A 22,420-nucleotide genomic window follows, 5' to 3' on the forward strand; every position below is an offset into this window, starting at 1 on the left:
CCGACCAAGGTGCACGGATCCAGACGAAGGCCGTGAAGGTGATTCTGTTGCCTGAGCCCGGTCCCGGGGAAGCGTTCGCGCAAGCGTCACGCTTCCGGGACGACTTATTCGACTCTCTGACCGCGCGCGGGGACGAACTGTTCGAGCTTGTCGACGCGTTGCTGTGCGCGGACGGGCCAGTGAGGGCGCCGGTGGACCTGACCCTAGTGGCCGAGCACCGGCGCGGGCACGGCGCGATGTACGACGCGCTCAACAGCGGGAACGTGGATGTGCCCCGGCTGCGGCAGGTGCTGGCCGGACTGCCAATGCCGCGGGCCGCCGACGGGCGCCTGGTCCTGGCGGTCGACGTCAGCAACTGGCTTCGCCCCGACGCGCCGACCAGCGCGGACCGTCTGTTCTGTCATGTCTACGGCCGCAGCGGACGGTCCTCGGACCAGTTCATCCCCGGCTGGCCCTACTCGTTCGTCGCCGCCCTCGAATCGGGCCGGACGTCCTGGTGCCAGCTGCTGGACGCCACCCGTCTCGGACCCGAGGACGACGTCGCGGAGGTCACCGCCGGCCAGGTCCGGCGGGTGGTCGTGGATCTGATCGAGATGGGCCGGTGGCACGTCGGTGACCGCGACATCCTGATCGTCTTCGACGCCGGCTACGACGCCCCGCGCATGGCCCACCTCCTCGACGGCCTTCCGGTCGAGGTCCTGGGACGGATGCGCTCCGACCGTGTCATGCGACGGCCGACGCCCTCGCTCAAGGAGTACGCCCTGGCCTATCCCCAGGGCGGGCGACCGCCAAGGCATGGCAAGGAGTTCCGCTTCGCCAAGCCGGAGACCTGGGGCGAGCCGGACACGGCAACCGTGCAGGTCACCGACCGGTACGGCGCCGCCCGCGCGTTGGCCTGGGGCCGCATCCACCCCCGACTGACCACCCGCTCCGCGTGGATCGACCACACCAGCGAACTCCCCATCATCGAGGGCACACTGATCCGCCTCCAGGTCAACCGCCTGCCCGGCGGAGGCGACCCGCTCCCGCTCTGGCTCTGGTCGTCCGCCACCGGCCTGAACAGCGAGGACGTCGACGTGCGCTGGCAGGCATTCCTGAGGAGGTTCGATCTTGAGCACCTCTTCAGAATGATCAAACAGACCCTCGGCTGGACCCGGCCGAAGCTGCGCACCCCCGAGGCCGCCGAGCGCTGGACCTGGCTGATCATCGCCGCCCACACGCAGCTCCGCCTCCTGCGCAAGGCCGCCGCCGACTTGCGACGGCCGTGGGAGAAGCCCGCCGAGCCCGGCCGGCTCACCCCGGCCCGAGTCCGCCGAGGGTTTCGGAACCTCCGCCCGCACCTGCACTGTCCGGCCAGTGCGCCGAAACCCTCAACTCCCGGCCCTGGACGGCCACCTGGATCGAAGAACCGGCAGCCCGCCACCCGCTACGACGTGGGCAAGACCGTGAAACGACCCGAGAGCATCACCGAACGAAACCGACCCAGACCATAAAGAACAAGCTAAGTGCCTGTTCCTGGACCTTGCATGACAAACTGAAGGGTCTTCCAGTGCGGATCAGCGGCTAGCCTGATGGCGCCTGCTCGCTAAACCTCGTGGGGAGAGTAAGTGCCTAGTCTGATCAACGCTGTTGATGTCCGTCCACGTGTGCGTCACAGGACCATCCAAGTCGGCCCGATCCTCTTCGAAGAGGCGCCTGCGGAAGACGACATTGTTCAGATCCCGGGAGAAGGTTGGAGTCTGACTTCCAGCGACAACGACTTCTTCCCGCTGGTGCGGTTGGAGATATGGGACGGTCCCGCTCCCAAGCCAACAGGTTCCTGGGAGTATGAACGATCCTTCCGTTCCCCGATGGAAGACCGCCTCGAGGTACTCGACCTGCACGGCTGCAACTACGGAGGAATCGTGCTCCAGCCAGGGCGGTATCACCTGCGTTTGCTCTGCCGCGGGCGGGATCATGTGGAAGCTCTGCTTACGCTCGATCCATTTCCGCCGGAAGCACCTCATGAGGACCCGCTTGAGGTGTGGGTTGTCCAGATGTGGCCTGATCTCTGAGTTCCCGTATCGCGCCTCTTCTCTGCAGGTCACAGCCTTGTGGTGTCGGCCGGCGCCGAGTACTTGCGCAAGCGCCTGGGGCGCGAGGCTGGGCCGCCCGGCGGAAAGACACCCAAGTGATCAGGCGGCTTGCGGCAGCGTATAGCCGTGGGTGATGTCGCGGCGTTCGGCGGGCCGGGCCGTGCGGCGGGTCAAGCGGCGCGTCATCAACGTGATGGCGGCCCAGGTGATGAGTGATTCGCTCATCTCGGGTAGCCGTTCGTGGTCACGGCAGTGCCGGCGGGCTCTCATGACCCAGGACCAACACCGCTCGACCGCCCACCGACGCGGCAGAACGATGAACCCCTTGGTGTTCGGCGGGCGCCGCACCGTTTTGACGGTGATGTCGAGGTACTTCTTTGCCCAGGGCACCAGGCCGTTCTTGGCGTAGGCGGAGTCTGCCCAGACAATGGCGATCTCCGGGTGCATCAGAGCCAGGCGGAACAGCAACTCCCTGGCGACCAGGGAGTCCTGGGCATCCGCGGGGGTGACCATGATCAGCAGGACGAGGCTGCGATGGTCGCAGATGACGTGCCGCTTCCTCCCGTTGATCATCTTTCCGCCGTCCCAGCCCCGCGTCGCCCTGCTGGCGGTCTCGGACGCCTTGATCGACTGGGAGTCGACGATGACCGACGCGGTCTGGGCCGTCTTGCCCGCTGCGAGGCGGACGCGGCGGCGCAGGTGGTCACGGATGACTCCCAGGACACCGGCCGCGGCCCATCTCCTCGCGAACCCGTAGATCGTGCGCCAGGGAGGAAAGTCACAGGGCATTGCGCGCCATTTGATCCCGTTGTCCACCAGATAGCGGATGCCGTCGACGATCTCCCGGCGGGGCCACTTCTCCGGTGCGCCGCCCTTGGGCGTCCGGCAGGCGGGCATCGGCAGATGGGGTTCGATGAGGGCCCATTCGGCGTCCGTCATATCGGAGGGATAGCGGGAAGTACGCATGCCAGAAGGCCAGGGCCGACCCGGCGGGAGGAGCGCGGATGGGTGGACCGGGGTCGGCCCTGGCCTCCTTCGTCTGAGGCGGACCACCTCCTTCGAGCTACTGGAGTTGCGGGTGTGCGATCAGGTCCAGCGAGCTCTGGATGGCGTTCATCTGCGCGGCGAGGTAGGCCACCCAGCGGCTTTTGGGGAACAAACGCTCATGCCCCGCAAGGGCGTTGGTCATGAAGCTGGTGATCTGCGTGTACTTCACCTCGGCCCACTGGCGTTCCCACTGCTCCAGCTCGTCAGCGTCCTCGCAGAAGTGGTAGCCGCGCTCCCATGACCACATCAGGGGCGGCCACCGTTTCTCGCCCGCCAGCTCGCGGTAGGCGGCAAGACCGCGCACGATCTGCGAGCGGGACAGTTCGGTGACGGCCATCAGCCGGGGCATCTTCAGCCCCGACGGTGCGGTCTCCATCAGCGCGAGCCGGATGGTGTCGGCGTGACGTGCGGCGGTCGGTGAGCGGCGGCGGTCGCGCTCCCGGATCTTGGAGCGCGCCATGGCTACTCGCCTCGCAGCAGCCGGGCCAGCGCGTCGTCGACGTCGACGTTGCCGGTGTCGACGGCGTGCTCCATCCAGTCCAGGGTGGCGCGGCAGCGGGCGATGTTCTCGTGCAGCAGCGAGCGTTCCTCGGGCGAGACGGTGCGTCCGCGCAGTCCGGGGACGACCCTGCCCGCGGCGGCCACGAAGGTGTGGCAGGCCGTGACCAGGTCCAGGAACTCGCTGGAGCGTTTGAAGTGCTCGATGGCCGGGGCGAGTTCGCTGGTCCGCTCGAACTCCTCGCGGGCCTGACGGCCGCGCTCGACCTGGGCATGGTTGACCGACTGCCTGGCACGGTCATCCGACATCGCCTTGAAGGCGACGTCGGGCCGGTGCAGCAGATCGGTGGCCGCCTCGGAGGCGACCTGCTCGTCGTGTGCCAGGTCCCGGATCGCCTCGATGCGGGCCTTGGCCGGCACCTCGTCGGCGACCGCCGGCCTGCGCAGCAGATCCGCCGCGACCTGGGCGGCCACCTGGTCATCGGCCGCCAGGCCGTGGATCGCGGCCACCTTCTCCTGCACCGACACCGGGTTGTGGACGTTCCAGCCCCGCGCCCGCCGGGCCGCGTCGTGGGTCCACCGCTTTGTGCCGTACCGCTGATTGAACGGCGGGTTGCGGATGATCTCGAACCGGTCCGGATGCCCGATCAGAATCCGGTGAATGTCCAGCGAGACGCCCTTGGCCCGATGTTCGGGCGGCCAATGGGCCGCGGTGTAGCGGAAGCTCATGACGCTGGCGACGTTCACGCCGACATCGTCGGCGAAGCGGCGCATGGTCTCCTCCACCGACTGGACGTCCTCGCCCATCGCCGCCCGCGCACCCCCCTTCTCCTGCAGGGGCTCTATCTCCAGCGCGTTGTCACCCAGCTTGAAGTACGTGTCCCGTTCGGACTCGACCAGCAGTTTCGACTCCGCGACGAGCTCGGCGTAGCGGTCCTCGGTGACTTTGCCGATCATGGTGGGCATCCTCATCACCACCTGCCGCGGGCCCGGGGGCGGCGTCAGTGCCGGCGACATGGCCAGGTCCGCGCTGCCGCTAGCGTGAACCCGTCCGGAGATCGAACACCAGAGCTGACCGGAAATGACCGAATGAGACAGTAAACGGTCAGTCGGGCCGTTCGTCCAAGCGTGGATTCGGCGCTTCGGCGAACGCTTTCTTCCGCAAGTACGCAGCCCTCCCACGGCACTTCGCCGAGCAGTACACGGCGTTACTACGGTGATCAACTCCGGCCACCCACACCGCCTCGCAGACCGGGCAGACTTGCCGCCCCTCACCGTCCCGCTCGGCCGCGGCCCGGCGCCGAATCCGCCGTGCATGCCGCCACTGCCTGGCCCGACAGGCCTCCGAGCAGTACACCGCCCTCGGCGCGGCCCCCCGCTCCAACGGGGAGTCACACACCGGACAGTGCCGCTGCGGCGGCTGCCCGACGACCCCGGACACACCGCCAGCCTAGACCTGCCCAAAGATCCAGATCAGGGGCTCGCAAACAGGCTCTAAGAAGCTGGGAGCGACATCGCGGGATCGGCAGCAGGGGCGGAAGCCGGCCGGGGAAGACTCAGAGGGTCTTGCGGTACAGGGAGAGTCTGCGGCCCCCGGCCGGTCCGTGGGCGAAGCCCATGTACAGCCCGCCGTTGCGGCCCGTCCTGACGGCAAGCCCCTCGGGCTCGCGCCTGCCGAGTTCCGGGTCCGTCCGGTCGAGCTTCTCGCTCACGTACCGGCCGTCCGGCATACCGATGCGGAACAGCCGGGTGTTGCCGCCCCCCTCCCGTGGATTGTCCGGGCCGTACGCGCTGCCCAGGAGCTGGTAGGCGTAGGCGCCGTGGAGGGCCATGCCCTGGAAGGGAAGACCGCTTTCCGCACCGGGCTGCGGGAAGTCGGCGAGCGGGCGGAAGTCACGGGCGGCGAACCGGGCGAGGTCGTAGAGCGCGTAGCGGGGCAGGCGAGACCTTCGGTAGCGCAGTAGCAGGCGCCCGTGGGCCGTGTCGAGAGCAGCGTTGTTGTTGATGCTGCCGGGCTGGGGCCGGAAGGTGTCCAGGCCCGCGCTGTTGCCGGTGAGCACCTTGCCCGCCGTGTAGCGAAACCGGCACACTCCGCGCCCGTAGCCGGAGGACGGTTGGGCATCCCACTCCGTCCACAGCGCCGTCCCACCTGAAGGCGCTCGCTCGACAGCGACGGTGGTGCCATGCCCGAAGCCCTTCAGGTACATATGGTCCAGCCGCGTGCCGTCCATGGCGAGCCTGTTGAGACACAAATCGCCGTTGCGTACGCGCTCATCGTGCGAGTACGTGCGGGACTCGCCCGGAAGCCGTCTGCCGGACGGGATCACCTGGAGCGCGTAGATCTGCCGGTTGCGCTCGTCGAAGGCGAAGGACTGCAGCACGGTGCTGTGGTGCAGCCTGACGCCCCGCAACCAGACCTTGCCCGGCTCCGACCATCTCAGCTCTGCCTGCCGCTGCGGCACCGCGCCCACCGCCGCGAACGCCTGCCCGCCGATCAGGGCCACCCCCGCGCCCGCCGCCCCGAGGCCCAGCACAGACCTCCGGGTGGGATAGCGGACTCGACCTGTCTCCGTCATACCTGCCACCTGTCCGTTGTCCGCTTGTCATCACCCGACGATCGGAGAGGTCAATCCGAACACCGGGCGGTCACCTGCCCTTGCCTTCCCATGCCGCACGGCTGGAGAAGTTCATTCCTACGGCGGCGCTGTACGGACTCGGCGTCGCGGCCGGGAGGGTGGCGTGGGGCGTTGTCAATTTATGGAATGGAGAGGGTTGTTAAGGGGTGATGGGGCGTGGTTGTCCTCGAATAAGCCGTCCTGAACCTGCGTCTTTTCCGCTCAGCCATCCCCGAGAGGAACGACACTCCACTGAAAAGCGGTCGAGGGGACGCGCTGACGCGTCCGGCTGCGCGGTGGCTGAGCCGCGGCGTGCTGGGGCTCAGCCACCCGAGGTCACCTGCAGGTGGGCACCGTGCCGTGGGCCTTGACGTAGCGGGCGCTGACCCAGCCCTTGGGCGTCTTGACCTGGTACCAGGTGCGGTTGCCGCCGACCGGCTGCCCGGCCTTCTTGCAGATCAGGTCGATGGTCTGCCGACTGCGGTAGGCCCCGGTGACCGCCGAGCCGGAGGTCGGCTGCTTGCGTACGTTGAGCCCGGTCTTCGAGGTGACGGTGCCCTTGACCAGCGTCGGCTTGGGCGGCGCAAGAATAGTGAGCCTGGCCTTTGCCACCCACTTGCCGCAGCCGACACCCCCCACCGTGACCTGGTGGAAGCCAGGGGCGGCCTTCGCCTTCACCCCTGCCCGGCCCCAGTACACCGGCGGGTTGCCCTTCTTCGCCAGCGCCACCGTCCTGACGAAGGCATCGGACCTGGCCTGTACCGAACGGCACGTCTTCGGGGCGCCCACGACCTTCACCGTGACCGCACTCTTCTGCTTGGCCGTAGCCGGGGTGAGCGTGACCCTCGGCGCCGCTTGCGATGCACCAGATGCCGGCGCCGGCTGAGCATCCGCCTGTGCGAAGCCCGCCATCGCTACCGATGCCAGCGCCACCGACGCGCACCCGGTCACTGCTCTGCGAACCATCATTTCGTCTCTTCTCCTCGTGACGGCTCCGGACCCCTCGAAGAGAACCGGAAGCTCTGCGCTGGAGGAAACCGTAGGCTCGGCGCCCTAAATGTCCAGTTGTCCGTACCGGGACACGCACCCAATCAGCACAATGCCGGAGCGATTTTGCCGGGCCGTGACTGCACAGGGTGGGATCTGCCGGGCGAGGCGCCGGCGGCCGCACCCGGCCTTCGGGGCCAGATGAGTCAGACGCGGCGTCAGACCGGCCTTGAACAGTCGGGCCTGCACTCCCCACGGGACGGGATGCGCCGCCCACTAGGCGGGCGGGCGTCGCGTGCTGCCGCAGAAGCAGCTCGCTCCAGGTGAGGGAAGGCGCTGACCGGCACCGTGACCACGACAATGTCACCGGCCGCCGCGGCCTTTTCACTCGTCGCCGTGGACACGGCCGCGGCCCCAGTTCCCCACAGTCGTCATAGTCTCAAGGTCTTTCACAAGAGCCGGACTTGCCGGTTGCCGGGCTCGCTGCGATCCAGGTTCCCGCTGTCAGCCGGCGGGGAAGTAATGGCCGTTGTCCAGATCGGCGAGCAGGCCGGGCCGGGCGGGTTCCCAGCCGAGGGTCCGGCGGGTGATGAGGTTGGACGCCGGGTAGCTCTGCGTGACGATATTCGTGAGGAACCCGAAATGCCCCGGCGTCATCAGGGCATCGTCGGGAATGCTCACGGCGGGCAGGCCCAGGCGTCCGGCGATGGCTTCGGCGATGTCGCGGAACGGGGTGCCGCCGTCCTCGACCGCGTGCCAGTATGTGCCGGCCTGCCCCTTCTCCATCGCCAGGCGGAACAGGGTGGCGGCATCGCGGATGTGCACGGCGTTCCACAGGTTTGCGCCGTCGCCGTGGTAGCCGACGAAGCCCTTTTCCTCCGCGAGCGCGATCAGCGTGGGGAGGAAGCCGGCACGATCGGTCGTACTGTGCGCGATGTTGGCGATCCGCACGACCGAAGACCGCACCCCCTGCTCGGCGAGGTCGACAACGGCCCTTTCCACGACGTTGCGGACCCGCAAGGTGCCCTTGTACTCCTCGCCGGCGGGAAGGGCCGGGTCCTCCTCGGTGGCAGGCCGCTGTAGGTTCCCGGGCGAGCCCATGCTTCCCGCCGTGACCAGCGGCTTTCCGGTTCCCGCGAGTGCCTCGCCGTACGCGAGCACGATCGGGAGCTCCGCGGCGGCCACGGCGTCCATCCCGCCGGAGGGCAGCAGATCCTGCCTGTGGGCAACGTGGATGACGCCGTCGGAGTCCGCGGCTGCCTCCTTGAGCCCGTCGAGATCCTGGAGATCGCCCCGACGTACCTTCGCGCCGAGCGCGGACAGGGCCGCCGCGGAAGCGTCCGACCGGGCCAGGCCGGTGACCTCGTGCCCGGCGGCGATGAGCTCGGGAATGATGTACGAACCGGAATGGCCGGTCCCGCCAGCGACGAATACGCGCATCCAACTGTCCTTATGAGAGTAGGTGCAGAATTTTTCGTGCCGTAAATGAACTGACGCAATGCGGCACGAAAGGTGGTGGCAGGGGTGCGCTCAGCCGAGAAGGGTGATTCCGAGGGAGAAATCGGTGTGCTTGACGGAGTGGTTCATGAGGCCCAACTCCAGCAGGCCGACGTTCTCCAGTGCCCGCGCCATGGACAGATCCCCGGTATCCCAGGGGCGCAGCCCCAGGCTCTCGACGAACGCCGACACGCGTGCCTTCGCCTGCGCGTCGTCACCGGCGATGAACACGTCCAGAGGGCGGCCCTTGGCGGGGCCGGCCGCCAGAACGTGGGAGAACACCGTGTTGAACGCCTTGACGACATGCGCGTCGTCGGGAGCAGCCTTGGCTATCTCCTGTGCGCCGGAACTGCCGTCGGGGACGACGAAGCCCTGCAGGTCGGGGGCCACGGGGTTGGTGACGTCGACGATGACCTTGCCGCGCAGTGCGTCCCCGTACTCCCTCACCACCGCCGCCGCGCCGGCGTACGGCGCGGCGAGGATCACGATGTCCCCGGCCGGGGCGGCCCCGGCCGCCCCGACCGTGGCGCCGCCGAGCGTGGCGGCCAACTCCTTGGCCTTGGCCGGGTCGCGGCCGATGATCTCGACGGCGTTACCGCCGGCGAGCGCCCGGCCGGCCAAAGCACGGGCCATGTTTCCCAGTCCGATAATGCTGATGCTGCTCATCGGTGTTCCTGCTCTCCGGGCCTGGGCCCTGCTGCCAACTTCTACTGTCGAATTGTTGGGTCGAATTCACTTCGGCACCCTCAAGCGCCTGCTTTGAGGCTGCCATTGGGGATGAGTCGGTGTCCAAGACCTCTTTAAGCGGTGGTGATACCCTGAAGGCATCACCGGGCCGGGAGATGCCATGGATCTGGATCTGCGCAAACTGCGTTATTTCGTCGCCGTGGCCGACCGGCTGCATTTCGGCCGCGCCGCTGATGAGCTCCATATCGCGCAGCCGGTGCTCAGTCGGCAGATCCGCGCGCTCGAGCAGGATCTCGGAGCCTCGCTGTTCACCAGGGATCGCCACGGCGTGGAGCTGACGGACGCGGGCCGGCAACTGCTGGCCGACGCCGGCCCGTTGCTCGCCTCGACCCACGCGGTCCGCCGCCGGGTGTCCGCGGCCGCCGGCGGCAAGCGGCGGCTGATGGTCGGTTTCCGGGCCGGCATCCCCGTCATCCCGGCGGCGCGGGCGTTCGAGGACCGGCACCCGGACGTGGTCGTGGACGTGCAGCGGATCGAAGGGGACGACCAGGCTGCGATGCTGCTCGACGGGCGCATCGACGTCGGCTATGTGCGGCTGCCCATCGACGAGGCCGGCCTGCGCGTCACCCCGCTGTACGCCGAGCCCCGGGTGGCGGTACTGCCCGCCGGGCACCGCCTTGCCGGCAAGGAGGAGGTCACGGAGGCCGACCTGGCCGGTGAACCGCTGGTCTGGCACGGTGCCCCGAGCACGCAGCCCACCAAGCGCCCGCACCCTGATGCCGGTTACCCGGTGCGCGGGGTGGACGAGACGCTCGAGCATGTCGCGGCCGGACGGGGCATCTCCTTCCTGGCCCGTTCGGCGTCCGTGTTCTACACGCATCCAGACGTCGTCTATGTGCCCATCCCGGAACTGGCGCCCGACCAGGTGTGCCTCGCGGTGGCGACGTCGCACACCTCGCCGGTAGTGGATGACTTCGTCACCGCGGCTCGGTCGACGGCCGAGATCACGGCAGAGTGCGGGAACTATGAGATGTGGCAGCTTGGAGGCGAAGCCGTCGCAAGGCGCGCTTGAGCAGTTCGACTGACCCCGTTCATCATGCGCTGAAGAGTGAAATGGCCTGACGGAGTGGTGCTGTTGCGGCTGGTCGCAGAGCGGCAACACGCGTCAATTGTCTGGGGAAGCGGTGAGCACCGGAGTGGCGTACGTTGCGAGCACCGGCCGCGACCAGGGCCTCCCGGAGCCAGACGGCCCGGTTGCAGCCAGCCCGCGGAACCGGCGCTCCGAGGACGATGAGCAGGGCTTCTGCATACTCGTGGCCCTGCTCCAGGAGACGCATGGGTTCGGGGCTAACTCGCGTTAGATTGCAGGCAGATCAGCCCAGGGGGGTCTGGTGCGGTTGGCGGCGTCTGTGGGCCTTGGTTCCCGCGGCTGCCCGGCGGAAGTCAAGGGGGATTCGTGGCATGAAGTACAAGAACGAAGCTCAGATCATGAAGGCGCTTGGGATCGAGTCCTGGAGGAACCTCTCCAAAGACAAGATGGTCAGGTTCGCAGCCATGATGCCCAACATGGACACCGAGGTGGCTCTCAAGATCGTTGAGCAGTTCCCCGCGTTCAAGGACTTCGCCAAGGACGCTGTAAGTGCGATCGAGAGAGCGCACGAGTCCACGCTCTCGGCCAACAACCAAAGCCAGGAGCATGTGCACCGGGCCTGCCAGGAGGTCAGGGACATTCTCAGGGGCGAACTCAACAAAAACGACCTGAGCTGGGAAGAGAAGAAGTTTCTGATCGAGCAGATCCAGGGAACCGCAAGGATGCAGTTCCAAAAGGACAGCGAGAGCAAGCAGTTCCTGGACGGGGCGCTCAAAAAGGTCTTGGTCGGCGCCACTGCCGCAGTCGCCCTTGGCGTCGCTTTCGTCGGCGGCAGAGTGATGGCCGAGTCCAAGGACAGTACCGATAGCTCCCAGGACGCCTGATCTGGGCTCGGTCACCGGGGCAGCTTGGCGGTTCGTTCAGGGTGGGCGGCGGTGACGTAGTGCATGGCGGTCTGCTCCGTGATGCCAAAGAGCCGCATCAGTCGGAGCGGGACGGCGCTTTGGGCTGCTTCGTTGAGGATGCGGTCTTGCCGCAGGCCGCTCAGTGTCAGCCCTCTGGGGAGGGCTCCGCGCAGGGTGCCGATGCTGACGTCCGGGTGGTCGGGGTCCTGCGGTCTTCTGGCTGACCAGCAGGTGGGCGTTGGACGAGGCCGACCAGCGGTGGTGGCGGTAGGCCGTCCAGTCGGCGGCGAGCTGGTGGGTGAGCTCCTCCAGGTAGAGGGTGTGCCGCAGAGTTCGCGCCGGACTTCGAGTGTGCCCGGGAGAGACCCAGGTCGGAGCTGTGCAGCGTCTGGATCTCCTTGCCGGACAGCGCGTGGACGGCGGTGAGGGCCACGACGAGGCGGCCAGACACGGGCCAGACCGGTAAGGACACGACGTCCCGAACGGACCGGGTCTCCCTCCTGGCGTTCAGCAAGCTGCCTTCAGCGCCCGAACCCTGGCACCCGGCCCCACAGTGGCACCGACCCTGCTCCCGCCCCCTCCACACGACGGGCATGCCCCCGACGCCTCCGGAGAATTCCACGGCCGCGGGGCGTACCCGTTGGGGTGTCAAGAGCTGTTCCAGATCCCTTGACCACACTAGGTAGGGCGCGATCAGTAGTTTTAGAGCTTCCATCATGCTGTGACGCAGAGTCGCGTGAGACCCGCCCCGAAGGGCCAGGCTGGCACGACCTCGTTGGGGGGCTTCCTCCCGCAGCCCCAACCGTGCGCCCCCGCGCCTTCCTCCCGTCCTCCCGGCGCCTGCCGGGAGAGAAAAGGCAGGGGCGGGGGAGCGGGCTGCTTCAGGGCGGGCCGCTCGGGGCAGCCGCTCCCGGGCGGCGGGCAGGATAGCTTTCGAGACAACCCGCCGTGGGTTACACGCGACGTGAGCGCGGGCGGTGTTGTCAGGCTGCGTCAAGGGATCTTTGCTCGGGCATGGGTTGCAACCCATGCCCGAACGACCGCCAGGTGCTCGGGCTGCAGCCCCGTGTGCGGGTCGGCCGGCTTACGGATGCCCGGCGATGGCTGGGCCCGGCGGTCAGTCGATGCCTTCGATGATGCGGAAGTCGCGCTCGACGCCGTCGGGGAGCGCCACCAGCGCCTTCTGGTATGCCTCGCTCTCGTATGCCGCGACGGCCTGTTCAAAGCTGTCGAACTCGATCAGAACGACGCGTTGCGTGATTCCGGCCTCGTGGGCGACGACTCGACCGCCACGGGACGGGAGGAGGGACAGGACGCGCCCGCCCCCCGCCTGGACAGCCGGGCCGGCCAGCTGGTCGTAGGCAGTCAGCCTCTCAGCGGAAATGGCGGGATAGACACTGACCCAGTAGCCCTTAGCCATGGAAACCTCCTGTGTTCGGCCGGACGCGTCCGACGTCGAATTGACACTCAGACCGGCCGCTCCCGGCGGCAGGCACCGCGGTCAGTTGGATCGTCGTATGCGCAGGCTAGGGCTTGATATGCGGCCGAGGGAAAGACCGGTACGGGATAGGCTCAGAACGGATCGTTATCAATCGGCGGGGAGGGCACGTGGCGCCGGATACGGTGAGCCTGCGGTACTTCCTGGTGCTGGCGCAGGAGTTGAACTTCACCCGCGCGGCCGCACGGATCGGTATCGCACAGCCCGCACTCAGCGCCCGGATACGCCGATTGGAGACGCAACTCGGTACGGCCCTGCTGGTCCGCAACACGCGTAGCGTCCAACTGACCCCGGCCGGTGCGGCTTTGGCGGAGTCCGCGCCGCCCGCGCTGGCGGCGCTGGACCGGGCATGGGACACCGCCCGCAGCGCGGCGGCCGGTGAACTGGGCACGCTGCGCATCGGATACAGCCTCAGTGCCGGGGCCCAGACGGCACCGGCCCTGGTGGACCGGCTGATGCGCGGCAGTCCCGGACTCGAGGTCGGCGCGGTCCCGATGGCGACACCGGAGATCTCCCCCGCGGTCGCCGACGGCCGCATCGATGCCGGGATCACTCGCGGTGAACAGCCGGGCCGCGGCGTGCGCCGATCCCTGCTGCGCCGTGCGCGCATCGGGGTCCAGCTGGCGCAGCACCATCCGCTGGCCGAACACCCGCAGATCGAGATCGCCGACGCGGCCGCGTACCCGCTGCGACTCCCGGACCGTGCGGCCAACCCCGTGATCCACGATCAGCTGTCCGCACTGTTCCAAGACACCCGACCACGCCCCCGATTCCACACGCCCGCAGTCTCTTTCGACATGTCTCAGCGCGATCTGCACGACGGGGTCACCCTCGCCCCGGCCGGAGAAGCCGCGGCCACGGCACTACCGGCCGGTCTCACCTGGCGACCGCTGCGAGGCGCGCCCAGCCTGACGATCCACCTGGTCCTGCCACGCGAGCAGTCGCCGCTGCACCGCCGCATCCGTGCCGCCGCCAAAACCCTGGCGCACGAGCTGAACTGGCTGCCGGACTGACGCGCAAGAGGCCAGGCGAGACGGGCGCCCGCGGTGGCCAGGCCGAAGACCTTGCCCCCCCCGGCGGACTTCGCGGTGATGACGACGGCGGCCTTGCTGCATGTCCGACACGACCTCGCTACGCCGGCGGATCAGCATCCGATGATGGCCCCGGGGCCGGTCCGAGCCGTACACCGCGGCGACGTCCTCGCCCAGCCCGGGCCCTCGGCGGATACCGCGCCTTCGCCGGCGCCGAACCGGACAAGCACGGGTAACCGGCGGGAACGCCCGCCGTCAACGGCGTCCCACGAGACACAGGAACTGGCGCGCGGTCACCAAGAGGTGGCGGACTGGTTCGCCCGGCTCGCGGAAGGACTCGACCGGCTGAGCGAGCAGGCCCGTGCGCTGGAACCGCCGCAACACGAGGAGGACCCGGGCGACGGCGGCCCCGGACCGGCCCAACCGGCCCTCGCGGCGCTCGGCGCGCTGCTGCCCGCCCTGCGCAAGGCCCCCGTGCGGCCGCCGCTCAACGCCCGCCATCTGGCCCGCCACCCCGCGCAGGTCTTCGCGCCCGGCGCCGACCTCGGCCCGCACCTGCTGGCCGGGCTCGATCCCCGGTTGCGCGACGGTCTCTTCGACGCGTGGCGGCGGGCCGACGCCACGGCACCGTCGGCGCTGCGCGAGCTGCGGGCGATGCGGGTGACCGCCACCCCGTTCGGCGCGACCGCACCCCTGAAACCCGTTTACCAGGGCAGTCAGGTCGTCCGCTACGAGGACTGGCCGCTGACCGGCTCCAAGCTCATCGGCATGAAGGTCGGCTCCGACGAGACGGGCGCCGTGCCGGACCGGGGCGACTTCACCTACGTGGAAGGCGGCGGTTCGGTGCAGGCGGGCTACGCGCTGCCGTTCAGCGGCACGGTCGACTTCGGCCCGGCGGTGTTGAACTGCACCGACGTAATATTCGGCACCCACAACCTTCATCCAGCAGCCGGGCGGCTTCGGACAGCTTGCTGATCCACGGGCAGGGGTCCCGAGCATGCCCGTTGACCATGCTGCCGCACCGGGAAACTCCAAGATCCCCGACAGAGTCGAGCTCAAGAAGTGGGAGCCGGCGCTGCCGGCCCCACTCTTGCGCGACGCGACGTGTCGAGTAGAGATCAGCCGCCGGACTGCACGGGCTCCAGCTTGATGCTGAAATGGCGAAGGATCGGAGACTGACCCACGATGCGGTAGCCGTGCACCGATTCGGGGTTCTTGGCTATGTCGGCCAGGGTGGCGGCGACATGGTCGTAGTGGCTGCGGGTGTAGACCCGACGGGGGAGTGCCAGCCGCACGAGTTCATAAGGTGCGGTCTTGATGGAGTTGCCTTGTTCGTCCTCTTCCCCGAGGTACAGGCTGCCCAGCTCCGCCGAGCGGATGCCTCCGCGTAGGTAGAGCTCACAGACCAGTGCGGTGCCCGGGTACTGGTGCGGGGGTATGTGGGGCAACAGCCGCCCGGCGTTGACGTAAAGGGCGTGCAGGCCTGCCGGCTCCACGATGTCGACTCCGGCCTCGCGGATGCGCGCGGCGAGGTAGGCGGCTATGTCGGCGCGTTCGGCGAGGTAGGCCGATTCGGTGACTTCCACAAGTCCGCGGGCCATCATGTCGAGGTCACGGCCGGCCAGGCCGCCATAGGTGGTGAAGCCCTCGGTGGCGATGAGCAGGCCCGCGCACCTCTCGGCGAGTTCAGGGTCCTTGAGACCGATGAAGCCGCCGATGTGGACGATGCCGTCCTTCTTCGCGCTCATGACGCAGCCGTCCGCAAGGCGGAAGGCTTCCTCGGCGACCTGCCGGGGGGTGCGGTTGGCATAGCCGGGCTCGCGCTGGATCACCAGCCAGGCGTTCTCCGCGAAACGCGCGGCATCCAGGATCAGGGGGACGCCGTGGCGGCGGCACAGTTCGGCGGTCCGGTACAGGTTCTCCATGCTGACCGGCTGGCCACCGCCACCATTGTTGGTGATGGTCATCAGCACGGCCGCCACGGGCGCTTGATGCGCGTTCTCCAACGCCTGCTCAAGGGCGATCAGGTCGATGTTGCCCTTGAACGGGTAATCGCTGTCGAGGTCCTTCGCCTCGGCGCAGGGCAAGTCGTAGGCCTGGCAGCCGGTCAGTTCGACGTTGGCGCGGGTGGTGTCGAAGTGGGTGTTGGACAGCACGCTCGTGCCGGGCTTGAGCAGGGCGGAGAACAGGATGCGCTCGGCGGCGCGGCCCTGGTGTGTCGGCAGGATATGGGGATATCCGGTGAGTTCGGAGACGACCTCGTGCCACCGGTAATAGCTGCGGCTGCCGGCGTAGGACTCGTCGCCGTGCATGCCCGCGGCGAGCTGGTCCGCGGAGATGGCACCGGTCCCCGAGTCGCTCAGCAGGTCGATGGTGACCTCGTCGGCACGCAGATCGAAGGGGTTGTAGGCGACCCGCTTCAGCGCGGCCTCGCGCTCCGCTCGGGTGGTGAACGCGATCGGTTCTACAACTTTGATGCGATACGGTTCCACGAGACTTCCTTTGGTGCGGTGTGCGGGTTGGCATAACCGGCGGCCGTGCGACCGGAGTTCAGAGCGCTCTGGGTGCGTTGTACAGCTAACAGGCCGACTTGCGCGTACTGCTCTGTCGGCGCCCTGGTCAGATAGGCCTCAGAGGACAGATAGGCCGTGATACGGGGCTGCCGGTTTCGCTCGTACACGAGAGCGAGGTAGGCGATCAGCCCCACACCGTCGGTGAGCTGTCGCTGTGTGAGAGCGCGCAGACTCCGGCGCAGGACCGTGGGGTCCATGCCGAACCGGGTCAGCAGGGCGGTTGCCCGGTCGAGGGCCTCCTCGTCGTCGCGGACGTAGTCACGGACGGGGATGTGGAGCGTGAAGCCGCTGGGGTCGCTGTCGCCTTCGGTGAAGGAATGGCAGGTGAGCGCTGACCGCCGCAGCAGGCGCGGCGTACCGTCCCCTTGCTGCCCGGATGGCGGGAGGGGTCCGGCGGCCGCGTGGAAGAAGTGGCGGATGTCTGCCGCTGCGACCCCGGAGGCATGGCCGAGCGCGCAGGCGTCGTCGGCCGACATACGCGGGTGCTGCACGTAGACCTTGACGCGAGGTGACTCCCAGGAGCCCAGGTCCAGTGCGAGGAACGGATAGCCCGCCGCGGGGGGAAGCTGCGCGAAGGCCTTGTCGTAGCCAAGTCGGCGTAACGCCTCTTGCACGGTGTGTGCAGCGTGCTCGGGTCCGGCGGCGGAGGGGTTCAGATAGACCTTGACGCCGGGGACCCCTCCCGCGCGCAGATCGAGCGCGTACCACAGTGACAGCGGCCCCTCGGCCGCAGCGGGGAGGAACAAGTCCTGCAGGGCGTCGAGTTGATGGGTGGAAAAGTTCCAGCGGGCGGCCATCGCGTGGATGGCCTCGAGTCCGGCGCGGCCGCTGTCGCCCATGTCCGCGTGGGTCCATCCGGGCTCCACGAGCACCCGCAGTGCCGGGGCGGCGTCCGACGTGCAGGCCAGGGAGAACTCGACGGGGGTGTGGTCGTCGGAGAGGAAGCTGGGCGATGCCGGGGGCAGAGACAACGGTCGCCGGACGGAGTCCGCGAGGGAGTCGAGCAGGACCTGCCCGTACAGCGCGGTGTCCGCCTCGCTCAGGCCCACCGCGGCGCCCAGGCGCTGTAGTTGACCCAGCACGTGATCGCCGAGCGTGGCCTTACCGGGTTCGTCTGCCGCTATGCCCGCCTCCGGCAGGGACATCATCGCGTTCCTCGCACGGCACGGCGCAACAAGCCTCTGCATGGCGCGGAGGTACGGGGACGTGCTGCGCCAACGAGGCGGGAGACCAGGGCCGATCCGTCGTAAGCCGCGGGTATTCGGCCCTGCGCCTTTTCGGGGTCGTCGTACCCGGACGAGTTCCTGCTGCTGGATATGGTGCGCCGCTGGCCCGGCCGGTTGCCTGCGGAACGGGGCGCGGAGGTTGCGAGGTTCACTGCCTCTCCTTCATCTCGTGTCACTCCAGACACTCCGCGCTGTCCTACCCCAGCAGTTGATCTTTCATGCAGGCTACAACAACTGCCCGTGTCGCCTGCATCACAGGGGGTGCATCGGCTACTGGCCGGTCAGCCACCTCACGAAGCTGCTCCAGCGCGCCGGCTTGCCGGTGGCGGCCTGTGGCTCCGCGGGCGCGGGCGTGGGCGACAGGGGAGGGTGCGCCTGGTGGCCAGGGGACGCGGCCGTCGGCTCCGGCGCGGCCGCGGGGCGCGGGGTGACCGCACCGAAGCGGACGGGCAGGCTGGCCAGAGCTCGGTTGAAGGGGCCGGGCCGCCAGGCGAGACTCTCCGCGGGGACCGCGAGTTCAACGTCCGGCAGCGCGTTGAACAGAGCCTCCAAGCCGGTCAGGGCGATGAGCCTGGCCGGTTCCTTGGACGGGCAGGCGTGCGGGCCTGCGCTCCAGGCCAGGTGACCGCGGGTGTCGGCCCCCTGGTCCGCGAGCGCCGTATTGGCGGCACCGAAGGACACCAGGACCAGCTCGCCGGCGCGGACCTTGTCGCCGGCCACGTCCGTGTCGGAGACCGGGTAGTGCGGCGCGTAGTTGGACATGGGCGCGTTGCGCCACAGGGTGTCATCGAGGGCCTTGTCGAACTGCCCGTTGCGCGCGTACTCCTCAACGGTCAGCATCGTGTAGAAGGCGTTGCCGATGAGGTTGCCTTCCGGTTCGCCGCCCGCGCCGAGGAGCAGCACCAGCGTGTGCGCCAGTTCCTCGTCGGTCAGCTGTGCCGGGTGCTGCATCAGGTAGGACGTGATGTCCTTCCCGGGATGGACGCGCTTGAGTGCCACCAGCTCGCCCACCGCCTGGAGCAGGACCTGGCTGGCCTGCTCGGCATTGACGCCGTCGAACATGCCGGAGATGCCGAACAGGACCCGGTCGCCGATCTCCGCCGGGCAGCCGAAGAGTTCGTTGAAGACGTACAGGGGAAGCTGTTGCGCGTAATCCCTGAGAAGGTCGGCACTGCCGCGAGCGCTGAACTGGTTGATGAGGAACTGGGCGGCCTGGTTGACGATGTGGCTCAGCCGGCTGTTGCTGACGCGGGCGAAGCTCTCGGTGATGGCCTGCCGCAGTCGCACGTGCTCGGCGCCGTCGGTGAACATGCAGTTCGGCCGGTAGGCCAGCAACGGCAGGACCGGGCTGTCGGGGCGGATGAGGCCCTCGTTCAGCGCACGCCAGCGGCGCGCGTCCTTGCGGAAGATAGTGGGATCCTGCAACAGCCCAAGAGCCGCGTTGTAGTCGGTCACCAGGGTCGCCTCCACGCCGGGCGCGATGGTGACCGGCGCCGTGGGGCCGAGCTGGTGCATGTAACGGTAGTACGCGTGCGGGTTGGCGGCGAACTCCGGGGTGTCAAGGGATATGCGCTGCCCACTGCCGTGTGCGGGGCAGCCGGGCGGAGGTACGGGAGGGGTTGTCATGCGTGCTCCAGAGCGGCGCGCTCTTGCAGATAGCGGACCATGGTGATCAGGGCGTTGACGGACGACGCTTTGTCGCGCGCGTCGATGGTGACGACCGGGGTGTCGGGCAGCAGGTCGAGCGCCTCCCGGACTGCTTCGGGGGTGTGTACCGCGCTGCCGTCGAACTGGTTGAGGGCCACGGCGAAGTCGAGGCCGTAGCTCTCGACCAGATCCATGACCTCGAAACTGTCGGCCAGTCGCTCGGGGTCCACCAGGACCAGGGCGCCCAGCGCTCCGCGGGCCATGTCGTCCCACAGATTGACGAACCGCTGCTGGCCCGGTGACCCGAACAGATACAGCACGATGCGCTCGCTGAGGGTCAGGCGACCGAAGTCCAGGGCGACCGTAGTCGTGGTCTTCCCCTGCACTCCCTTGAGGTCGTCGACTCTCTCCGAGAGGCTCGTCATCTGCTCCTCGGTGGACAGCGGCGCGATCTCGGAGAGCGAGCCGATCAGAGTGGTCTTACCGACGGCGAAGTGCCCGACGACCAGGATTTTCACCGCAGTCTGCTGTGCACCGTCGCGCACGTAGGCGTTCTCAGACAGAGAGAGCCTTGAGACCATCGAGCACCTCCTGAAGCAAGGCCTTGTTGGCGAGACGAGCCGAGGGCACCGGCGCACGGGTGACCAGATAGCCCCCCTCGGCGAGGGAACTGAGCAGTACCTTGACGACACCCAGAGGCAGTTGAGAATGAGCGGCGATCTCAGCGACCGAGAGGTAGCCGCTGGAGCACATCTCCAGGATCTGCTGCTCCTCGGGCGAGAGCCGCTGGGGACGCTGCTGATCATCGGTGGATGACGTGACGAGAGTGATGAGGGCGAACGCGCCCTCGTCGAGCAGGTCACGCCCACGGGTGATGACATAGGGCCGGACTAATTCTCCGGCCTCGGACACGAGCTCGGGCTCGGGACGGTCCGCATCCGTCATGAGGTGACCGTGTCGGTGCGGCGGCCGGTCGACATGGCCTTGCCCAGTCGGCTGACCAGTTGCTGCATCCGATACGTGATGTCTCCCATGTCGACCTCGGCGGACGCTGCCACGGCGAGGTAGGAGCCACCTCCTGCGGCATTCAGGAACACCCAGCCACCGTCGAACTCGATGAGCGTCTGGCGCCAGGTCGTGCCGTCGTCACCACAGAAGAATCCGACGGACCGGCTGAGCGACTGCAGTCCGCTCACGGCGGCGGCCACCTTGTCGGCGTCGTCCCGGCCGATCTCCGCGGTGCGGGACATCTGCAGGCCATCAGCAGAGATCAGGACCGCGTGCAGGGCATGGGGAATCGCCAGCGCGTCCTCGAGCATCCAGGACAGGTCGTCGCTCACGGGGCATCGAATCCTTCGTGTGTATCGGCAGGAGTGTCGCGTTCGGCGGCCGGTACCCCCGCACTTCGGCCGCTGAGAGTGCCGCGCTGAAATGCGCCCATGGCCGCCACCCGTGCCTCCGCCGACCGGGCCGGCGGCGCAGTCGCTTCATCGGGCTGGTTGTCCGGTACGAGTGCCATGGCGCGGCGCTTGTTCTGTCGCCGGGGCAGGTCGCCCGCTGTCGTCGCGGGAGCCGAACCGCTCTCCCCTGTGCCCGCGTTGGCTCCTTGCGTTGCGGCGGGCCTCGCGGGTTCCGGCATGTCGGTCAGCAACTCCTTCGGCACCATCACCACCGCTCGGACGCCGCCGTAGGGAGAAGTGCTGTCGATGGTGACCGTGAACCCGAAGCGCGCACACAGCGCACCGATCACCGCGAAACCGAACGCGGGAGGATTGCCGAGTTCGGAGACGCTCACCGCGGACCCACTGGACAGCAGAGCTGTGGCGGCCGTCTTCTCTTCCTCGCTCATCCCGACGCCTGCATCGTCGATCACGATGCACATGCCCTTGGGCACCGTCCGCACTTCGACGTCGACCATGGAGGACGGCGCCGAATAGCTGGTGGCGTTGTCGAGCAGTTCGGCCACCGTCAGCGCGACCGGCTCGACGGCGCGGCTGGTCACCGCGATGTCCACCCGCGAGGCGATGTCGATGCGCTGGTAGTGCCGGATACGGCCCTGAGCTGCGCGGATCACGTCGTAGATGGATGCCGCATCCCGCTGCCGGCCGAGCCACCCGCCGCAGAGCACGGCAATGGACTGTGCACGCCGGTTGAACTGCGAGTTCATGTGGTCGACGTCCAGCAGATCTCGCAGCACGGCCGAATCGCCGTACTTCTTCTGCAGCCCGGAGATGGCCCGCTGCTGTTCCGCCGCGAGGCCCTGAAGGGTCTGCATCGCAGACTTCAGTACGGTATTGGTGGCGTTCTCCGCCTCTTCCTTTGCCTGTCGGACCACCTCGTCATAGCCTCTGCGGAGCTCTGCGATGGTGGATTGGAGGTCAGCGTGGCTGCCCTGCAGTTCGGTCAGATCGCTTTCGAGTCCCCGCTTCTGACGGCGCAACGACTCACTCGTTTTTCGCTGGCGAACGACCACCATGGTGGCGACAGGGACGCCGGCAGCAAGCGCCCAGACCGTCGGATCCTGCAAAATTGTCATGTGACTCTCTTTGAGCGGCTGGAGTCCAGCTCTCGGAATCTATCCATGCGGACTCTCGACGTGGGCAGCCTTCACCACCCGGAGAGCCCCCTGGCTGTAGCCAAGCCGAGGATGAAGTCCACGTGGCATGTGCCCGAGATCGTAACACCAAACGATCATGACGCTTTGTCAAGTACGCCACGCCGTGGCCACGTTGGCGAAAAAGCCATGCCCAGGTCAGTGAAGAAGATGTGAGCGCGCCGTGGAGACTCACAGCAGCCGGCCGCGCACTGAGTCGCCCAGCAGTGTGCTGTCCGAGTTTCCGCAGCGCAGAGAGCCCTCACCTTGTGACCGGATGCCTGTACCGGAACACGGGCCGGCAAGGCGAAGCACGGACGAGAGGCGTCCGCTCAGCGCAAGATGGCTAATTTGGCCGCGGCTGGGGGAGGGCGAGGCGTCGACGCAGGCGTGCGCGCATCGGGGCATCAAGTCACCACGCCCTGGCCGACCTTGACGCCCTCGTGGGCCT

General features: G+C 68.1%; 20 protein-coding genes and 1 pseudogene. 6 read left to right on the forward strand and 15 right to left on the reverse strand.

The genetic code is table 11. The features are described from left to right. Positions 1 to 38: 38 nt before the first annotated feature. Both ACZ6ZP_RS19550 and ACZ6ZP_RS19555 read left to right on the forward strand, forming a co-directional pair. Entirely contained in the window at positions 39 to 1,493 is a 1,455-nt protein-coding gene (locus ACZ6ZP_RS19550; RefSeq protein ID WP_469407704.1) for an NF041680 family putative transposase, read from the forward strand. 114 nt (positions 1,494 to 1,607) lie between these two features. Further along, positions 1,608 to 2,054 (forward strand): hypothetical protein, encoded by a 447-nt coding sequence (locus ACZ6ZP_RS19555; protein WP_469407663.1) that lies wholly within the window; start codon positions 1,608 to 1,610, stop codon positions 2,052 to 2,054. A 186-nt stretch (positions 2,055 to 2,240) separates the two neighbouring features. Here ACZ6ZP_RS19555 and ACZ6ZP_RS19560 read toward each other — a convergent pair. The 7 genes and pseudogenes from ACZ6ZP_RS19560 to ACZ6ZP_RS19590 all read right to left on the reverse strand — a co-directional run. Then, a pseudogene (locus tag ACZ6ZP_RS19560) lies at positions 2,241 to 3,041 on the reverse strand (IS5 family transposase); the annotation flags it as partial. A 97-nt stretch (positions 3,042 to 3,138) separates the two neighbouring features. After that, entirely contained in the window at positions 3,139 to 3,582 is a 444-nt protein-coding gene (locus ACZ6ZP_RS19565; RefSeq protein WP_469407664.1) for a RacP protein, read from the reverse strand. A 2-nt stretch (positions 3,583 to 3,584) separates the two neighbouring features. Next, positions 3,585 to 4,577 carry a DUF6192 family protein gene (locus tag ACZ6ZP_RS19570; RefSeq protein WP_469407665.1) on the reverse strand — a complete coding sequence of 331 codons (993 nt, stop codon included), beginning with the start codon at positions 4,575 to 4,577 and terminating at the stop codon, positions 3,585 to 3,587. Between the two features lie 599 nt (positions 4,578 to 5,176). Continuing rightward, a complete protein-coding gene (locus tag ACZ6ZP_RS19575) occupies positions 5,177 to 6,196 on the reverse strand; it encodes a phage baseplate protein (RefSeq protein WP_469407666.1) in 1,020 nt (339 codons plus the stop codon). Between the two features lie 375 nt (positions 6,197 to 6,571). After that, on the reverse strand, positions 6,572 to 7,024 hold the full coding sequence (locus ACZ6ZP_RS19580) for an SH3 domain-containing protein (protein ID WP_469407667.1): 453 nt from the start codon (positions 7,022 to 7,024) through the stop codon (positions 6,572 to 6,574). A 702-nt stretch (positions 7,025 to 7,726) separates the two neighbouring features. After that, positions 7,727 to 8,662 carry an SDR family oxidoreductase gene (locus ACZ6ZP_RS19585; protein WP_469407668.1) on the reverse strand — a complete coding sequence of 312 codons (936 nt, stop codon included), beginning with the start codon at positions 8,660 to 8,662 and terminating at the stop codon, positions 7,727 to 7,729. 90 nt (positions 8,663 to 8,752) lie between these two features. After that, positions 8,753 to 9,385: an NADPH-dependent F420 reductase gene (locus tag ACZ6ZP_RS19590; RefSeq protein WP_351172576.1), complete on the reverse strand. Its 633-nt coding sequence runs from the start codon at positions 9,383 to 9,385 to the stop codon at positions 8,753 to 8,755. Between the two features lie 181 nt (positions 9,386 to 9,566). Between ACZ6ZP_RS19590 and ACZ6ZP_RS19595 the strand changes: the two genes are divergently transcribed. Then, positions 9,567 to 10,478, forward strand: a complete 912-nt coding sequence (locus ACZ6ZP_RS19595; RefSeq protein WP_351172573.1) for a LysR family transcriptional regulator — start codon at positions 9,567 to 9,569, stop codon at positions 10,476 to 10,478. A 389-nt stretch (positions 10,479 to 10,867) separates the two neighbouring features. Continuing rightward, positions 10,868 to 11,380, forward strand: coding sequence for a hypothetical protein (locus tag ACZ6ZP_RS19600; protein ID WP_361472498.1), 513 nt, complete (start codon positions 10,868 to 10,870; stop codon positions 11,378 to 11,380). A 1,138-nt stretch (positions 11,381 to 12,518) separates the two neighbouring features. Here the strand turns inward: ACZ6ZP_RS19600 and ACZ6ZP_RS19605 are convergent. Beyond that, positions 12,519 to 12,821, reverse strand: a complete 303-nt coding sequence (locus ACZ6ZP_RS19605; RefSeq protein WP_469407670.1) for a DUF1330 domain-containing protein — start codon at positions 12,819 to 12,821, stop codon at positions 12,519 to 12,521. Between the two features lie 188 nt (positions 12,822 to 13,009). Here ACZ6ZP_RS19605 and ACZ6ZP_RS19610 point away from each other — a divergent pair, with 188 nt between their 5' ends. Both ACZ6ZP_RS19610 and ACZ6ZP_RS19615 read left to right on the forward strand, forming a co-directional pair. After that, entirely contained in the window at positions 13,010 to 13,912 is a 903-nt protein-coding gene (locus ACZ6ZP_RS19610) for a LysR family transcriptional regulator (RefSeq protein WP_469407671.1), read from the forward strand. A 321-nt stretch (positions 13,913 to 14,233) separates the two neighbouring features. Beyond that, entirely contained in the window at positions 14,234 to 14,905 is a 672-nt protein-coding gene (locus ACZ6ZP_RS19615) for a hypothetical protein (protein ID WP_469407672.1), read from the forward strand. Between the two features lie 143 nt (positions 14,906 to 15,048). Here ACZ6ZP_RS19615 and ACZ6ZP_RS19620 read toward each other — a convergent pair whose 3' ends face one another. The 7 genes from ACZ6ZP_RS19620 to ACZ6ZP_RS19650 form a co-directional block, all read right to left on the reverse strand. Then, positions 15,049 to 16,422: a tryptophanase gene (locus ACZ6ZP_RS19620; protein ID WP_366465155.1), complete on the reverse strand. Its 1,374-nt coding sequence runs from the start codon at positions 16,420 to 16,422 to the stop codon at positions 15,049 to 15,051. Next, the gene (locus ACZ6ZP_RS19625) at positions 16,395 to 17,648 is read right to left on the reverse strand and encodes a tryptophan dimethylallyltransferase family protein (RefSeq protein ID WP_469407674.1); all 1,254 of its coding nucleotides are present in this window, start codon (positions 17,646 to 17,648) and stop codon (positions 16,395 to 16,397) included. The genes ACZ6ZP_RS19620 and ACZ6ZP_RS19625 overlap by 28 nt, the downstream gene beginning before the upstream one ends. 351 nt (positions 17,649 to 17,999) lie before the next feature. After that, the gene (locus tag ACZ6ZP_RS19630) at positions 18,000 to 19,355 is read right to left on the reverse strand and encodes a cytochrome P450 (RefSeq protein WP_469407675.1); all 1,356 of its coding nucleotides are present in this window, start codon (positions 19,353 to 19,355) and stop codon (positions 18,000 to 18,002) included. After that, the gene (locus tag ACZ6ZP_RS19635) at positions 19,352 to 19,957 is read right to left on the reverse strand and encodes a GTP-binding protein (RefSeq protein ID WP_351172505.1); all 606 of its coding nucleotides are present in this window, start codon (positions 19,955 to 19,957) and stop codon (positions 19,352 to 19,354) included. Before ACZ6ZP_RS19635 ends, ACZ6ZP_RS19630 begins: the two co-directional genes overlap by 4 nt. Further along, positions 19,932 to 20,321 carry a DUF742 domain-containing protein gene (locus tag ACZ6ZP_RS19640; RefSeq protein ID WP_469407676.1) on the reverse strand — a complete coding sequence of 130 codons (390 nt, stop codon included), beginning with the start codon at positions 20,319 to 20,321 and terminating at the stop codon, positions 19,932 to 19,934. Before ACZ6ZP_RS19640 ends, ACZ6ZP_RS19635 begins: the two co-directional genes overlap by 26 nt. Continuing rightward, complete coding sequence (locus ACZ6ZP_RS19645; RefSeq protein WP_160509868.1) at positions 20,318 to 20,716, reverse strand: roadblock/LC7 domain-containing protein; 399 nt, start codon at positions 20,714 to 20,716, stop codon at positions 20,318 to 20,320. Before ACZ6ZP_RS19645 ends, ACZ6ZP_RS19640 begins: the two co-directional genes overlap by 4 nt. After that, positions 20,713 to 21,912 carry an ATP-binding protein gene (locus ACZ6ZP_RS19650; protein ID WP_361056577.1) on the reverse strand — a complete coding sequence of 400 codons (1,200 nt, stop codon included), beginning with the start codon at positions 21,910 to 21,912 and terminating at the stop codon, positions 20,713 to 20,715. The genes ACZ6ZP_RS19645 and ACZ6ZP_RS19650 overlap by 4 nt, the downstream gene beginning before the upstream one ends. Positions 21,913 to 22,420: the final 508 nt, after the last annotated feature.

The organism is Streptomyces sp. NPDC054047 (assembly GCF_055585065.1).

Bases quoted from the DNA above. Each gene is read 5' to 3' on its own strand.
- ACZ6ZP_RS19565 (WP_469407664.1), bottom strand. From the start codon at position 3,582: ATGGCGCGCTCCAAGATCCGGGAGCGCGACCGCCGCCGCTCACCGACC.
- ACZ6ZP_RS19570 (WP_469407665.1), bottom strand. From the start codon at position 4,577: ATGATCGGCAAAGTCACCGAGGACCGCTACGCCGAGCTCGTCGCGGAG.
- ACZ6ZP_RS19575 (WP_469407666.1), bottom strand. From the start codon at position 6,196: ATGACGGAGACAGGTCGAGTCCGCTATCCCACCCGGAGGTCTGTGCTG.
- ACZ6ZP_RS19585 (WP_469407668.1), bottom strand. From the start codon at position 8,662: ATGCGCGTATTCGTCGCTGGCGGGACCGGCCATTCCGGTTCGTACATC.
- ACZ6ZP_RS19590 (WP_351172576.1), bottom strand. From the start codon at position 9,385: ATGAGCAGCATCAGCATTATCGGACTGGGAAACATGGCCCGTGCTTTG.
- ACZ6ZP_RS19595 (WP_351172573.1), top strand. From the start codon at position 9,567: ATGGATCTGGATCTGCGCAAACTGCGTTATTTCGTCGCCGTGGCCGAC.
- ACZ6ZP_RS19600 (WP_361472498.1), top strand. From the start codon at position 10,868: ATGAAGTACAAGAACGAAGCTCAGATCATGAAGGCGCTTGGGATCGAG.
- ACZ6ZP_RS19605 (WP_469407670.1), bottom strand. From the start codon at position 12,821: ATGGCTAAGGGCTACTGGGTCAGTGTCTATCCCGCCATTTCCGCTGAG.
- ACZ6ZP_RS19625 (WP_469407674.1), bottom strand. From the start codon at position 17,648: ATGTCCCTGCCGGAGGCGGGCATAGCGGCAGACGAACCCGGTAAGGCC.
- ACZ6ZP_RS19630 (WP_469407675.1), bottom strand. From the start codon at position 19,355: ATGACAACCCCTCCCGTACCTCCGCCCGGCTGCCCCGCACACGGCAGT.
- ACZ6ZP_RS19635 (WP_351172505.1), bottom strand. From the start codon at position 19,957: ATGGTCTCAAGGCTCTCTCTGTCTGAGAACGCCTACGTGCGCGACGGT.
- ACZ6ZP_RS19640 (WP_469407676.1), bottom strand. From the start codon at position 20,321: ATGACGGATGCGGACCGTCCCGAGCCCGAGCTCGTGTCCGAGGCCGGA.
- ACZ6ZP_RS19650 (WP_361056577.1), bottom strand. From the start codon at position 21,912: ATGACAATTTTGCAGGATCCGACGGTCTGGGCGCTTGCTGCCGGCGTC.